We start from the raw sequence: 14,655 nt of genomic DNA, 5'->3' as shown, positions 1-14,655 counted from the left end.
ATCAAAGCACTGCAATCAACTCATCAAGCTTTCTCTGAATCTGCACAATGCTCTGCGCGGAGTCAATGATAACGAACCGATATGGCGCTTCTTCGGCGCGGCGCAGATATTCGGCGCGCGTGCGGTTGAAAAAGGCGACCGACTCGCTCTCGAAGCGATCCGGATCGCGCACGGCGCTGCGCCGTTCGTTGGCAACCTCGGGCGCAAGGTCGAACAGCACCGTCAGATCCGGTTGAAAACCGCCCTGCACCCACCGCTCCAGCGTTTCCAGCTTGTCGCGCGGCAGACCACGGCCGCCGCCCTGATAGGCGAAAGTCGCGTCGGTGAAACGGTCCGACAGCACCCAGTCGCCGCGCGCGAGCGCGGGCTCGATTACCTCGGCCAGATGCTGGCGGCGCAGCGCGAACATCAGCAGCGCCTCGGTTTCGAGGTCCATCTTCTGATGCAGCACGATCTCGCGGATCTGCTCGCCGAGCGGCGTGCCGCCCGGTTCGCGCGTCATCACGACCGAGCGGCCGGCGCTTGCGACCTTCTGTTCGAGGCGCTCCCGAAACCAGCCGAGATGGGTGGTCTTGCCCGCCCCGTCAATGCCCTCAAACGTAATGAATTTGCCCCGCGCCATCATTGCCCTCGAATGTATTTGTCCACGGCCTTGTTGTGATCGCCGAGGGTGTCGGAAAAGATACTGCTGCCGTCGCCGCGCGACACGAAATAGAGCGCGGTGGTTTGCGCCGGATTCAACGCCGCTTGCAGCGACGCCACGCCGGGCAGCGAAATGGGCGTCGGCGGCAGGCCCATCCGGGTATAGGTATTGTAGGGAGTGTCGGTCTGCAGGTCTTTTTTCCTGATATGGCCGGCGTAGCTGTCGCCCATGCCGTAAATCACGGTCGGGTCGGTTTGCAGCGGCATGCCCACGCGCAGACGGTTCGCGAAGACCGCGGCGACCATCGGCCGGTCGGATTTCTTGCCGGTTTCCTTTTCGATGATCGACGCCATGGTCAGCGCGTCGTACGGCGTCTTGTACGGCAGGTTCGGCGCGCGCGTGGTCCATGCCTCATCCAGACGCAGACGCATCAGGCGATAGGCGCGGCGGTATACGTCGAGATCGCTGGTGTTCTTGTCGAACAGATACGTATCCGGGAAAAACAGCCCTTCGCCATTGCCGATCGACGCCTCCGGCGCGTTGATCGCGTTCATCAGATCCGTGTCGCTCATGCCGATCGTGTCGTGCTTGAGCGCCGGATTGGCGTCCAGCTCGGCGCGCATGCGCTTGAAGGTCCAGCCTTCGATGATGGTCGCCACGTATTCGTTGACGTCGCCGCGAGCGATTTTCTGCAGCACCTCGTACGGCGTCACGCCCGTCTTGAATTCGTAGTTGCCCGATTTCAGCTCACTTTGCAATCCCAGCAGCCGCGTCATGATGACGAACAGTTCGGGCTCGACCGGCACGCCGCCGCGATTGAGCTGCAGCGTAACGCTGCGCAAGCTGCTATGCGGCTTGACGGTGACATCGAGTTGCGCGGGGTTCAGATCGAGCGGGCTGTTGGCCCAGTGATACCCACCGGCAAGGGCGGCTGCGGCCAGCACAACGACGATTGCGCCGGCGACGAAACATTTTCTGAAAAGGGTCATGCGGAACGTGGCAGGATTGGACTGCATATAATACTTGTTTGCCTTAGCTAAAGTCAGAATTGACTGTTCTCGGAATCCATGAACATACCGCTCGCTACCGCTTCAGGCACGCCCTCTGGCAACGCCGTCACGGCCGCTGCCGCCACGCCCTTCGTTCTGCCCACGCTGCCGCGCCCTTCTGCCGATGAATTCGACGCGGTCATCCACCACGGCGCGTACATGCCGCTCACGCAGTTCGGCGTGATCGACGCCACCGGCGACGACGCGGCGAGCTTCCTGCATGGCCAGTTGACCAACGACACCCAGCATCTCGATGCCGCCAACGCGCGCCTCGCCGGCTACTGCTCGGCCAAGGGGCGTCTGCTCGCATCGTTCCTGACGTGGCGCAGCGGCGATACGATCCGCCTGCTGGCGTCGAAAGACGTGCAGGCTGCCGTGCAGAAGCGGCTCTCCATGTTCGTGCTGCGCGCCAAGGCCAAGCTTGTGGATGCGAGCGGCGAGCTGGCCGTGATCGGTCTTGCCGGCGACGTGCGCAAGGCGCTCTCGGGCGTGTTCGACGCGCTGCCGGACGGCGTGCATGTGAAAGTGGACGGCGCGGCGGGCTCGCTGATTCGCGTGCCGGATGCGCTCGAACATCTGCGTTTTCTGTGGATCGGCCCGAAGGCACAGGTCGAGTCGCTGCTGCCCTTGCTCGACGAAAAACTCAAACGCGTCTCGCCCGCCGTGTGGGACTGGCTCGACATTCGCGCGGGCGAGCCGCGCATCACGCAGCCGGTGGTCGAGCAATTCGTGCCGCAGATGGTCAATTTCGACGTGCTCGGCGCGGTGAATTTCCGCAAAGGCTGCTATCCCGGTCAGGAAGTCGTGGCGCGCAGCCAGTATCGCGGCACGATCAAGCGGCGCACCTCGCTCGCTAACGTGCCAGGCGAACTCGACACGGTGCGCGCCGGCGCGGAACTGTTTCATTCGGACGACCCGGGCCAGCCGTGCGGCATGGTCGTGAACGCGGCGTGGGCGCCGGACGGCGGCGTCGATGTGCTGGTCGAGATCAAGCTCGCCGCGCTGGAAAACGGCTCGGTGCATCTGGGCGCGGCGGACGGCCCGGCGCTGCGGTTTCTGCCGTTGCCGTACGGGTTGCCGACCGAAGTTTAAAGCTCTCTCACGGTACGAAGCGGCGCAATCAGGCGCCGCTTTTTACTGGCCTCTTCACCTGCAATGCCCCACCGGGAGATGCCCCCCGATGTGCCTGATCGTCTTCGACTGGCGACCCGACGCGGTCGACGGCCCGCTCTTCACGCTCGCCGCGAATCGCGACGAATTCTTTCGCCGCACCGCCGAGCCGATCAGCTGGTGGCAGGACGCGCCGGGTGTGCTGGCCGGCCGCGATCTTCAGGGCGGCGGCACGTGGCTCGGCATGTCGGGCGACGGCCGCTTCGCCGCGCTGACCAATTACCGCGCGCCGCATGAAATGCGCGCCGACGCGCCGACCCGCGGCACGCTCGTCAGCGACTGGCTGAAAGCCGCCACGCGCGATGCGACGGGGAACCCGCACGCCACGCCGCTGGCGTACCTGCAACACGTCGCGCAAACCGGCGACATCTACAACGGGTTCAATCTGCTGGTGGGCGACTGGACGCGGCGTGAACTCGCCTGGTATTGCAACCGGGGCGGCCTCGCGCCCACGCTGCTCGCACCGGGCACGCATGGCATTTCCAACGCGGTGCTCGATACCGCGTGGCCGAAGCTGGTGAAAAAGCGCGCCGAACTGGCCACGCTGCTCGCGCGCGACGCGATGCCGCCACTCGAACGCCTGATCGATCTGATGCGCGATCCGCGCCTCGCACGCGACGACGAGTTGCCGTCCACCGGCATTCCGCTCGAACGGGAACGGGCATTGTCGGCGGCGTTTATCGAAACGCCGGAGTACGGCACGCGCGGCACGACGGCGTTGCGCGTGGCCGCGCATGGCCAGGTGATCAGCGTGGCCGTCGCCGAGCGCAGCGACGACAACGGCTCGCACCGCATCGTGCGGCCCGGCGACTTCGAGCGCAGCTTCGCTTTTAATATCGAACGCGAGATGGAATGATCCTTGTTGGGCGGCATGGCGGCGGTTCGCCGCTTGTCGCTTACAGTTCGCCCTTCGTCGCTCGTCGTTCGACATTAGCGCTGACCACCAACCGTGCGCTGCTAACGCCTGACAAACCACCCTCACTCGATGCCGAACGCCGCGCGCAATGCCGCGGCGGCATCCGCGTGCGCTTCTGCGACCTCGGGTACGTAGCCACCCATCTTGAAGAACTCGTGGATCATGCCCGGATAGCGCTTGAGCGTGGCCGCATTGCCCGCGGCACGCAATTTCTCCGCGTAGGCATCGCCTTCGTCGCTCAAGGGATCGTATTGTGCGGTAGCGATCCACGCCGGCGCAACGCCGCTGAAATCGGGCGCGCCACGCTGGCCGTCGAGCGGCGCGAAACGCCAGTCGTCGCGGTCGCTCGTATCGCGCACGTATTGCTCGAAGAACCATTGAATCGTGTCGCCCGACAATAGAAAACCGTCGGCGAGACGCGAGTGCGAATCGGTTTGCTGATAGCCGGTCGTGCCTGGGTAGATCAGAAGTTGCAGGGCGAGTTCGATGTCGGCGTCGCGCGCGAGGACCGCGCAAACCGTGGCCAATGTGCCACCCGCGCTATCGCCGCCCACCGCGAGCCGGGCTGTGTCCACGCCGTATTCCGCGGCGTGCGCATGCAGCCAGCGCAACGCGTCGAACGCATCGTCGATGGCCGTGGGGAACTTGTGCTCCGGCGCGAGCCGGTAATCCACCGACAACACCGTGCACTGACCGTCGCGCGCGAACATCCGGCACAGCGCATCGTGCGTATCGACGCTGCCCACCGTGAAGCCGCCGCCGTGGTAGTACACCAACGCAGGCGCGGGTTCGGCCCAGCTCGGCTCGACCGCTTGATAAAGACGCACGCGAATCGTCGCGCCATCGCGTGTCGGGATCCGCAGATCTTCGAGCGCGAACATCGGCGCGCTGGCGATCTCCAGAATCGGTGCGCTTTTTTCGTATGAGGCCCGCGCGTCTTGCGCGGTCATTTCGTGAAGCTTCGGGCGTTTGGCCCGCGCGATCATATCGAGCACCTGCTCGATCTTCGGATTCAGCGGCATGGTGCGTCTGTTGGCGCGTGTGCGCCGAAGATTTGAAAGAGACCGGCGCGATAGCGCGCCGGCGATGCGATCACAGTCGCGCCTAACCGGCGTTCTTCACTTCCGGCTTGAGCGACATGGGATCGATGGGATTGCGCAACTGCTCGATATCCTCGTGGCGCAGCTTCACCGTCGCCATGATGGCCGGATGCGTGACGATATAGAAACGCCGCGCGGCGATCGCTTCGAAGGTGAGGTCGGCGACATCGCCGGCACTCAGCTTGCCCGATTGCACGGCACGCTGCAGTTGCTTGCCCGCGGCGATCTGCGAGCGCGTCGGTCCGCTGTCGTTGCGCAGGTCCGCAGGGCGCGCGCGTTCCGCATCGGCGATGCCGGTCGGCACGAAGGCCGGACACAGCAGCGAACAGCCGACCAGGCCGCCCGCCTCCGCCTGGTTGGCTTGCGCCAACCGCAGGTCGTGATACAGCGTTTCGGTGAGCGACACCACGGCATGCTTCGACGCGTTGTAGATGCCCATCGCGGGCGGCGACAGCAGTCCCGCGACGGACGCGGTGTTGACGATATGCGCGGGCTCGTTCTGCGCCAGCATGATCGGCGTGAAAACCCGCACGCCGTGCGCGACGCCCATCACGTTCACGCCGAACACCCACGACCAGTCGTTCGCCGAGCTTTCCCACAGGAAGCCGCCTGAGCCCACGCCCGCATTGTTGAACAGCAGATGCACGCGGCCGTAGGCGTCGAGCGCCGCTTGCGCGAGCGCTTCGACCTGCGCCGCGCTGGCGACATCCGTCGGCACGCCGATCGCCTCGGCGCCGTCGGCACGCAAAGCTTCGACGGTTTGCGCCAGCGCGTCCGGATTGACGTCCGCGAGCACGAGTTTCATGCCGAGCGACGCGCCCTTCTGCGCGAACGCGCGGCCGAAACCGCTCGCCGCACCGGTGATCACCGCCACCTTGCCTGCGAATTCGAACATCGTTTGACTCTCCTGGTTTGCTCCGCGTGTTGTGTGATGCGCTTGAGCGCCGGCGCGATCAGATCAGCTTGACGAGTTGCTTGCCGAAGTTCTTCCCTTTGAGCAAACCGATGAACGCCTCGGGCGCGGCTTCGAGTCCTTGCGCGATGGTTTCGCGATACTGCAGCTTCTTTTGCGCGACCAGTGTGCCGAGTTGCTTGAGCGCTTCCGGCCACACGTCCATATGCTCACTGACAATGAAGCCTTGCACGCGCAGACGCTGCGTGAGGATCAGCGACGGATGCTTGAGCGGCACTGGCTCGCCATCGTAGCCCGCGATAAACCCGCACAGCGCGATCCGGCCGAACGCATTCATGCGCGCGAGCGTTGCGTCGAGCACGGCGCCGCCAACGTTCTCGAAGTAACCATCCACGCCGTTCGGCGTGACGGCCTTGAGGTCCTGATAAAGATTGCCGGCCTTGTAATCGACGCAGGCGTCGAAGCCGAGCGTCTCGGTCACATAGCGACACTTGTCCGCGCCGCCGGCAATGCCGACCGCGTGCGCGCCGGCCAGCTTCGCCAGTTGACCGACCACGCTGCCCACCGCGCCGCTCGCCGCGCTGACCACCACTGTCTCGCCCGCCTTCGGCGCGATGATGCGGTTCAGCCCGTACCACGCGGTGACACCCGGCATGCCGACCGGACCGAGATAGGCCGACAAGGGCACATGCGTGTCGTTGACTTTCTGCACGCCGGTCCCGTTCGAGGTGCCGTATTCCTGCCAGCCGAACATCGCGACGACCTTGTCGCCGACCGCGAACTTCGGATTCTTCGACTCCACCACTTCACCCACCGTGCCGCCGATCATCACTTCGTTCAGCGGTTGCGGCGGCGCGTAGGACTTGCTGTCGTTCATACGGCCGCGCATGTACGGGTCGAGCGACAGGTAGTGATTGCGCACGCGCAATTCGCCGTCGGCTAGCGGAGCGAGCGGTGCTTCGACGAGGCGGAAATTATCGGGCGTCACGGCGCCTTGCGGGCGCGACGCCAGCACGAGTTGACGGTTGATCTGGGGCATGACGATCGTCTCCATGGGTTGCCGATGAGTCGGCGAATGATTTGAACAGAGTTTGCGAAGGGAGAAACGGCGCGCGCGTCTCGTTCAGATGCGCACGCGGTCCGCAAGCTTTGCGCTCAGCCGTCGCTAGGACCCGGTTTCGCCGACGGGTCGCTGCGTAAGCGTTGTTGCGTGATGTCACGCCCGACGGCGAGGCGCCGCATGTATTTGAAGGTGCCGAGCGCCTTGGCGACGAAGTGGCCTTCGCTGTCGCGGATCTCGCCTTCGCAGTAGGCCATGGTGGTGGAACGGTGCAGCGCGCGAGCGCTCGCGCGCAATTCGCCGCGGCCCGGCTGCATGAAGTTGACCTTCATCTCGACCGTGACGACGCCGACGCCGTCGCCGGCCAGACTGCGCGCGGCCATGGCAAGCGCGATGTCGGCGAGCGTCATCGTGACGCCGCCGTGGGCGACGTCCCATGTGTTCATATGATCGTGCCGCAGCGGCAGCACGACTTCGCTGATGCCGTCCGCGGCCGACAGAAGCTGCGCGCCGAGCCGGTCGACGAACGGACTCTCGGGCATGGACGCGGCACTCGCGTTAGATGAGGGCGAATCGGTCATGGCTGTTTGCAGATTGAGTGGTCGGTACGTTCGTGAAATTGCCACGGGGCGCGTGAGGAATCTCCAGCGGTTTGCTCGAGCTCGCCCATTGGCCAAGGCAAACAGCAAGCCTATCAAACTTACGCGTTTGGTGGAGTTTTATCGGCAGGTTTGGGCGGGCAGAAACGGGCTCTTGACGATGCGGATGACGGCTCACTCGCGAGCATCGCGCTCTGCGCCAGGTCATGCCGGTGTTGTCGAAACGACCGGCTGGACTGCTGCCCGATCGGAGCCGGCCGCTGACTCCGATCGGGTAAAGGTTGCGTAGGCGGCGAATTAGAAGAAGCCTACGAGACGTTCACGAACAGACCTTCAGGATCGGCGCGCGGGCGCGACGCCGAACCGTTTGGTGTTTTCTAGTGGCTAAAGTCAGCGCCCAGCCAATCCGCCGCGGTGGTCTTCGCATAGCTGACGGCGTCTTGTGGATCGGGGAAAATGCCAAGCTGATCCCAGCGCTCTTCGGCGGCAAACGGACCCTTGATGCCAAGCGCTTTCTGAATACTCAACTGCGCCGCATATCTTCCGTCCTCGAGAGGCCGGGCGGTGGCGACCACCTTGTGCGGGAGTCCTTGCCGCACGGGTTGAATCAGTTCCAACGGACCGCCGGCAGCGCCAACGTCGATCAGCTCGTTTCGCGTGTTGCAGTCGGGGCAATAGAAGTAAAACGAATTGTGGTCCCGATTCGGTTTGACCTGTTTGCGGGCAAGTACAGCTCGGCACTCGACATTTTCACAAATGAATGGCATATCGTCTCCGTGGTGATCTTCGAGTGGTAACGCGGGGCAGATCGGCATTGCCTTCAAGAAACGATCTGCCAGAAGCTGCCGGTCAGCAATCAGCACATGACCGGATTGCTAATGATACGAAGATGCCAGTCAGAGTGCCTTGCCAGTCTTCCGCGACGCGTTGCCACAAGCCGCTGCGCCAGACGACCCATCAATGATGATCAAAGTAACGTGCTTCTTCAAGCACTTGTAATCGGCGCTGCACTGCATCAATCCGGGTGAGCCGCCATTCGCGCGGCCAGCCGCCCTAACCTGCGCACGGCTTCGTCGGCCAGATCGAGATCCGTGCTCGGCGAACTGAGCCGGATGAAATGATCGAAGCGCCCGCCATTCGAAAACACGGTCCCCGGCATGACGCGAATGCCGTCGTTCAGTGCGGCCTCGAAGAAGACCGTCGACGATATGGCATGCGGCAATTCGATCCAGAAAAACATCCCGCCGCGCGGCGGCGTGAAACGCGTGCCGTCGGGAAACGAGGAGGCGATCGCCGCGGCCATCCGTTCGCGCTGAAGCCGCAAGCGGTCGCGCAAACGCCGCAAATGCCGCTCATAGGCGTTCGTTTGCAGAAATTCGGCGAGCACGACTTGCGACAGTTGTTCGTTGTGCCGCGACTGCGCGAACTTCAACATGCCGATGCGCGGATGCCAGCGGCCGCCGTTGACCCAGCCGAGCCGCATGCCGGGCGCCAGCACCTTGTTGAACGACGTGCAGTGAATCACGGTGCCGTCGGTGTCCCACGCCTTCAGCGATCTGGGCGGCTGCGCTGCGTCGGCCAGTTCGCGATACGGATCGTCTTCGATCAACGGAATGCCGGCTTGCGCGCACAGTTCGACGAGCCGCGCCTTGTGCGTGTCGGGCATCACGCTGCCGAGCGGGTTTTGCAGGTTCGGCACCACGACCACGGCCTTGATGTCGGGATGCGTGTGCAGCGCGAACGCCAGCGCTTCTATGGCGAGTCCGGTGGTTGGACTGGCCGGGATTTCGAGCGCTCGCAAGCCGAGGCTTTCGAGCGCCTGCAGCAGCCCGAAAAAGCACGGTGACTCGACCACAACGGTGTCGCCCGGTTGCGTCACCGCCCGCAGCGCGAGGTTCACGGCTTCGATGCCGCCGTGGGTCATGATGATGTCGTCGGCGCCGATTTGAATGCCGGCGTCGAGCGCGCGGCGCGCAATGATCGCGCGCAAGGCCGGATCGCCCTGATCGTGCCCGGCGGCGGTCAGCAAGGTGGGCCGCTTGCGCAACGCGCGCAGCGCGGCTTTCTGCAACGCGTCCGTGGGATACAAGTCGGGTGATGCCGTCGCGCCGCCGAGATTCAGCGCGTTCGGATAGCGCTGGAATGTCGACACGACCGAGGAAATCACCGAGTGAATTCCGACGAACTGCGCGGCGCCGGGCGGCGTCGCCAGGTCGGGTTCGGACGCGACCGGCAACGCCGCGGTGGGTGGCACACGCACGAAGTAACCGGCGCGCGGCCGGGCATCGATCAGCGCGTCGCGTTCCAGCACGCGGTAGCTCTCTGTTGCCGTCGCGAGACTGACGCCGTGGCGCTGCATGAAGGCACGTATCGACGGCATGCGGTCACCTGGACGCAGCACGCCGCCGCCGATCGCGCGGCGGTATTGATCAGCCAATTGCCGGTAGAGAGGCGTGCTGTCCGGCAGCCGGTCCGCAGGCGCTGCCTGCCGCGTCAGAATGGATTGCGTCATGTGCGGATGGTGCGGACATTTCGCGCGGCGCGACAGATACACATTCGTTCGATTCCGACCGACACAGCGCATTGAAACGCGTTGCTGTACCGGTTCAGATTGCCGGTGGCTGCGGCTGTTGTCACGTGAACGGACTCAATAAGCTGTATGGCATGGAAACGCTTTAAGGGAAACCGCCATGTCATTCTGTCAATCGCGTTTTGGTCCGGCACGCGGCGCGCCTGCTCGCCTCTTCGCCGGTCAGTTGGCCGTGCACGATTTGCGCGTGCGGACCTCAATCGTGGCCGTGGAAGGCGATCTGCAACTTGATTATCGCGATCGCTCGCTCGCATGGCTGGGCGACGCCGTGCCGGTCACGTCGATCACATTGCACGAAGGCGAGTGCTTCGTGACGCCGCAACGCGGCGTCGTGTCGATCAGCGCCGCGCATGCAAACGCTGCCGCGTTCGTCGTGCAGCCGTGGCGCGCGCAGAAGAACGGTCGAGGTCCGATTCGTGAAGCTCTGCGGCAACTGGCCCGTCTCGTCAAAACACGGCTGCGGCGCGCGGTCTGAAATGCCGTCTGGCGCACGGCACGGCCCGGTACAATGCATGACCGAAGCCGCTTCTTTCGAGGTGCAGGTCATGTCCTTCTTTCGTGCGCTGCTGCCCGGCCGTTCCGTTCGTCTGGCTACGTTTCTCGCCCTCATCGCACTAACGCTCAACGGTTGCGCCGGCCTGTTCGGCGGCGACCCGGTGCGCGTGAATGTGGCCGGCATCGAACCGATCGACAGCCAGGGCTTCGAGATGCGTTTCAACGTCAAACTGCGCGTGCAGAATCCCAACGATTCCGCGGTCAGCTTCAACGGCGTGTCGCTCGATCTCGAACTGAACGGCAAGCCGTTCGCGAGCGGTGTGAGCGATCAGGTCGGCACCGTACCGCGCTACGGCGAAACGGTCGTCAATGTGCCGTTGACCGTGCCCGCTTTCGCCGCGGTTCGCCAGGCCTTCGCCTTCGTGGGCGCCACCGAGTCGGGACAGATTCCGTACATTCTGCGCGGCAAGCTCGCGGGCGGGCTGACGGGCACGACGCGATTCATCGATCAGGGCAGCTTGAGCCTGCCGTCGGCCGGCATGGCTTTGCCTTGAAGCGGATCATCGGGCCAGCCAGCGCCACGCGCGAATAGAAAACGGGTGCCGCATGGTTCACGCGCTGTCGCGCCGAACCACACGGCACCCGCCGTCCACTACCGTTCGAGCCGCATCACACCACTTCGAACAAACCCGCTGCGCCCTGCCCGCCGCCGATGCACATGGTCACGACAACCAGCTTCGCGCCGCGCCGCTTGCCTTCGATCAGCGCATGGCCGGTCAGCCGCGCGCCCGACACGCCATACGGATGGCCGACCGCGATCGCGCCGCCGTTCACGTTCAGACGGTCTTGCGGAATGCCGAGCTTGTCGGCGCAGTACAGCACCTGCACCGCGAACGCTTCGTTCAGTTCCCACAGGTCGATGTCCTCGACCTTCAGACCCGCCTGCTTGAGCAGCTTTGGCACCGCGAACACCGGGCCAATACCCATCTCGTCCGGCTCGCAACCGGCCACCGCGAAGCCGCGGAAAATACCGAGCGGCTGCAGCCCTTCGCGCTCCGCCACCTTCGCGTTCATCACCACGCAAGCCGACGCGCCATCCGAGAACTGGCTCGCGTTGCCCGCGGTGATGACACCGCCCGGCAGCGCGGTACGAATCTTCGATACGCCTTCGAGTGTGGTGTCGGCGCGAATGCCTTCGTCGCCGCTAACGGTCACTTCCTTCGTGAAGAGACGCCCGCTCGCTTTGTCGGCGACGCCGGCGAGCACCGTCAACGGCACGATCTCGTCCTTGAACTTGCCGGCTTCGAGCGCGGCCGCTGCCCGCTGCTGCGAACGCGCGCCGTATTCGTCCTGGCGCTCCTTCGAGATCGAATAACGTTTCGCGACGTTCTCCGCGGTCTGCAGCATCGACCAGTAGATTTCCGGCTTGTTCTGGCTGAGCCAGCCTTCGGTCAGCATGTGCTGGTTCATCTCGTTCTGCACGCACGAGATGGATTCCACGCCACCGGCCACGAACACGTCGCCTTCACCGGCGATCACACGTTGCGCAGCCAGCGCGATAGTTTGCAATCCCGACGAACAGAAACGGTTCACCGTCATGCCCGGCACGCTGACCGGCAAACCGGCGCGCAACGCGATCTGCCGCGCGATGTTCATGCCGGTCGCGCCTTCCGGATTGGCGCAGCCCATGATCACGTCTTCGACCCGTGCCGGATCGAGCTTCGCACGCTCGACGGTGGCCTGCGTGACGTGGCCGCCGAGCGTCGCGCCGTGCGTCATGTTGAAACCACCGCGCCATGATTTGGCGAGCCCCGTACGGGCGGTCGATACGATTACGGCGTCAGTCATGCATGTCTCCTACTTCCAGATATCGATGATGGCGCGCGAGCGATTCGCCGCACAGCGCCACCTCAGTCAATTCAGTCGCGCTGTAGCTCAGCCGTTGAACCCGCGGCCCTTGGCCGCCAGTTCCGCGATGCTCGGCGCCAGTTGCCACGCATCGCCATTCGGCCGCGCCGCATAGCGGCGAATCGCGCGCTCGACGTTGTAGAGGCCGACCGTATCCGCGTACAGCATGGGGCCGCCGCGATAAAGCGGGAAGCCGTAGCCGGTCAGATAGACCATGTCGATGTCCGACGCCTTCGACGCAATGCCTTCTTCGAGAATCTTCGCGCCTTCGTTCACGAGCGCGAATACGAGGCGTTCGACGATTTCCTCGTCGCTGATCTTGCGACGCTCCACGTCGGCTTCCTTCGAGAACGCGACGATCATGTCGTCGACCACCTTCGACGGATACGCGCTGCGGTCGCCCGCCTTGTAGTCGTACCAGCCGCCGCCGGTCTTCTGGCCGAAGCGCCCCGTCTCGCAGAGACGATCGGCGATCTTCGAGTAATGCAGGTCAGGCTGTTCCTGATAACGGCGCTTACGGATCGCCCAGCCGATGTCATTGCCGGCCAGATCGCTCATGCGGAACGGACCCATCGCGAAGCCGAACTTCTCGATCGCTTTGTCGACCTGCGCGGGCAGCGCGCCTTCTTCGAGCATGAAGAGCGCCTGGCGGATGTACTGCTCGATCATCCGGTTGCCGATGAAACCGTCGCACACGCCCGAGACCACGGCGGTCTTTTTGATCTTCTTGGCGAGCTTCATGACGGTGGCGAGCACGTCTTTGGCCGTCTGCTTGCCGCGCACCACTTCGAGCAGCTTCATGACATTGGCCGGGCTGAAGAAGTGCATGCCGACCACGTCCTGTGGACGCTTCGTGAAAGCGGCGATCTTGTCGACGTCGAGCGTCGACGTATTGGAGGCGAGAATCGCGCCTTGCTTTGCCACTTCGTCGAGACGCTTGAACACCTGTTCTTTCACGCCGAGTTCTTCGAACACCGCCTCGACGATCAGATCGGCGTTCTTGAGGTCGTCGTAGGAAAGCGTGGGCGTGATCAGCGCCATGCGCTGTTCGAGCGCTTCAGGCTTGAGCTTGCCCTTCTTGACGGTCGCTTCGTAGTTCTTGCGAATCGTGGCGAGGCCGCGGTCGAGTGCTTCCTGTTTCGTTTCCAGCAGCGTGACCGGAATGCCCGCGTTGATGAAGTTCATCGCGATGCCGCCGCCCATCGTGCCCGCGCCGATTACGGCCACCTGGCTGATGTCGCGCACCGGTGTGTCCGACGGCACATCGGGAATCTTGCTCGCCGCGCGTTCGCCGAAGAACGCGTGACGCAGCGCGTGGCTTTCCGGCGTCTGCACGAGCGCCATGAAGCATTCGCGTTCGAACGCGAGGCCCTTGTCGAAACCCTTCTGCACGCCCGCTTCCACGGCATCGATGCATTTCAGCGGCGCGGGGAAATTCTTCGCCATCGTGGCGACGGTATTGCGCGCGAACTGGATGAAACCGGCAGCGTTCGGATGCTCGATCTTGCGGTCGCGCACTTTCGGATGCGGGCCTTCTTTCGCGCCGACCTTGCGGGCGAACGCGAGCGCCGCTTCGGCAAGATCGCCCTGCGCGAGTTCATCGAACAAACCGGAATCGGCGAGCTTCTCCGACATGACGGGCGCACCGGAGACGATCATATTGAGCGCCGCTTCGAGACCAATGGCGCGCGGCAGACGCTGCGTGCCGCCCGCGCCCGGCAAAATGCCGAGTTTCACTTCCGGCAGCGCGATCTGCGCGCCAGGCGCGGCGATGCGGTAATGCGCGCCGAGCGCCAACTCCAGACCGCCGCCCATCGCGACGCTGTGAATTGCCGCCACCACCGGCTTCGCGCTGCCTTCCACGGTCTTGATGACCGTGGCGAGCGTCGGCTCCTGGGTCGCTTTCGGTGTATTGAATTCGGTGATGTCGGCGCCGCCCGAGAAGGCCTTGCCCGCGCCGGTCAGCACGATGGCCTTGATGGCCGGATCGTTCTGCGCGCGCTCGATGCCCTCGACGATACCCGCTCGCGTCGACAGGCCGAGGCCATTCACGGGAGGATTGTTCAGCGTGATGACGGCCACGCCGTCATGAGTTGTGTAGTCCACTGCCATCTGCCTGCCTCCATGCGATCCATGCGTGAGGGCGGCAACAGATGCCGCCCATCCGGTTCATCGAGTCGGATCAACGATCCGACCGATTGTCTGTTTTTTC

Annotated in this window: 14 protein-coding genes; 4 read left to right on the top strand and 10 right to left on the bottom strand. The window is 64.1% G+C overall.

The genetic code is table 11. The annotated features are described in order from the left end of the window. Window position 1: 1 nt before the first annotated feature. Both tmk and mltG read right to left on the bottom strand, forming a co-directional pair. Entirely contained in the window at window positions 2-622 is a 621-nt protein-coding gene (gene tmk, locus B0G82_RS15905; protein WP_116116923.1) for a dTMP kinase, read from the bottom strand. Then, complete coding sequence (gene mltG, locus B0G82_RS15900) at window positions 622-1,632, bottom strand: endolytic transglycosylase MltG (protein ID WP_121308718.1); 1,011 nt, start codon at window positions 1,630-1,632, stop codon at window positions 622-624. Before mltG ends, tmk begins: the two co-directional genes overlap by 1 nt. A 78-nt stretch (window positions 1,633-1,710) precedes the next feature. On the opposite strand from mltG, the gene B0G82_RS15895 reads away from it, so the two are divergent. Together B0G82_RS15895 and B0G82_RS15890 are read left to right on the top strand one after the other, a co-directional pair. Then, entirely contained in the window at window positions 1,711-2,784 is a 1,074-nt protein-coding gene (locus B0G82_RS15895; protein ID WP_121307905.1) for a folate-binding protein YgfZ, read from the top strand. Between the two features lie 88 nt (window positions 2,785-2,872). Beyond that, window positions 2,873-3,718: an NRDE family protein gene (locus B0G82_RS15890; RefSeq protein WP_121307904.1), complete on the top strand. Its 846-nt coding sequence runs from the start codon at window positions 2,873-2,875 to the stop codon at window positions 3,716-3,718. Between the two features lie 122 nt (window positions 3,719-3,840). Here B0G82_RS15890 and B0G82_RS15885 read toward each other — a convergent pair whose 3' ends face one another. The 6 genes from B0G82_RS15885 to B0G82_RS15860 all read right to left on the bottom strand — a co-directional run bounded on the left by B0G82_RS15885 (window position 3,841) and on the right by B0G82_RS15860 (window position 9,962). Beyond that, complete coding sequence (locus tag B0G82_RS15885; RefSeq protein ID WP_121307903.1) at window positions 3,841-4,800, bottom strand: alpha/beta hydrolase; 960 nt, start codon at window positions 4,798-4,800, stop codon at window positions 3,841-3,843. Window positions 4,801-4,882: 82 nt separating this feature from the next. After that, window positions 4,883-5,773 (bottom strand): SDR family oxidoreductase, encoded by an 891-nt coding sequence (locus tag B0G82_RS15880; protein ID WP_116141271.1) that lies wholly within the window; start codon window positions 5,771-5,773, stop codon window positions 4,883-4,885. A gap of 58 nt (window positions 5,774-5,831) precedes the next feature. Next, on the bottom strand, window positions 5,832-6,830 hold the full coding sequence (locus tag B0G82_RS15875; RefSeq protein WP_121308717.1) for an NADP-dependent oxidoreductase: 999 nt from the start codon (window positions 6,828-6,830) through the stop codon (window positions 5,832-5,834). A 116-nt stretch (window positions 6,831-6,946) separates the two neighbouring features. After that, window positions 6,947-7,432 carry a PaaI family thioesterase gene (locus tag B0G82_RS15870; RefSeq protein ID WP_121307902.1) on the bottom strand — a complete coding sequence of 162 codons (486 nt, stop codon included), beginning with the start codon at window positions 7,430-7,432 and terminating at the stop codon, window positions 6,947-6,949. A 395-nt stretch (window positions 7,433-7,827) separates the two neighbouring features. After that, window positions 7,828-8,217, bottom strand: a complete 390-nt coding sequence (locus B0G82_RS15865; RefSeq protein ID WP_116148443.1) for a hypothetical protein — start codon at window positions 8,215-8,217, stop codon at window positions 7,828-7,830. A 248-nt stretch (window positions 8,218-8,465) separates the two neighbouring features. Next, the gene (locus B0G82_RS15860) at window positions 8,466-9,962 is read right to left on the bottom strand and encodes a PLP-dependent aminotransferase family protein (protein ID WP_121308716.1); all 1,497 of its coding nucleotides are present in this window, start codon (window positions 9,960-9,962) and stop codon (window positions 8,466-8,468) included. Between the two features lie 178 nt (window positions 9,963-10,140). Here B0G82_RS15860 and B0G82_RS15855 point away from each other — a divergent pair, with 178 nt between their 5' ends. Beyond that, entirely contained in the window at window positions 10,141-10,515 is a 375-nt protein-coding gene (locus B0G82_RS15855) for a hypothetical protein (RefSeq protein ID WP_121307901.1), read from the top strand. 70 nt (window positions 10,516-10,585) lie between these two features. Beyond that, on the top strand, window positions 10,586-11,089 hold the full coding sequence (locus tag B0G82_RS15850) for an LEA type 2 family protein (RefSeq protein WP_121308715.1): 504 nt from the start codon (window positions 10,586-10,588) through the stop codon (window positions 11,087-11,089). Between the two features lie 115 nt (window positions 11,090-11,204). Here B0G82_RS15850 and B0G82_RS15845 read toward each other — a convergent pair whose 3' ends face one another. Continuing rightward, window positions 11,205-12,383, bottom strand: coding sequence for an acetyl-CoA C-acyltransferase (locus B0G82_RS15845; protein WP_121307900.1), 1,179 nt, complete (start codon window positions 12,381-12,383; stop codon window positions 11,205-11,207). Window positions 12,384-12,470: 87 nt separating this feature from the next. Further along, window positions 12,471-14,555 carry a 3-hydroxyacyl-CoA dehydrogenase NAD-binding domain-containing protein gene (locus B0G82_RS15840; RefSeq protein WP_121307899.1) on the bottom strand — a complete coding sequence of 695 codons (2,085 nt, stop codon included), beginning with the start codon at window positions 14,553-14,555 and terminating at the stop codon, window positions 12,471-12,473. Window positions 14,556-14,655: the final 100 nt, after the last annotated feature.

This window comes from Paraburkholderia sp. BL17N1, assembly GCF_003634175.1.
Classification (GTDB): domain Bacteria; phylum Pseudomonadota; class Gammaproteobacteria; order Burkholderiales; family Burkholderiaceae; genus Paraburkholderia.
Note: the sequence above shows the minus strand (reverse complement) of the source record. Positions and strands in the feature narration are given on the sequence as shown.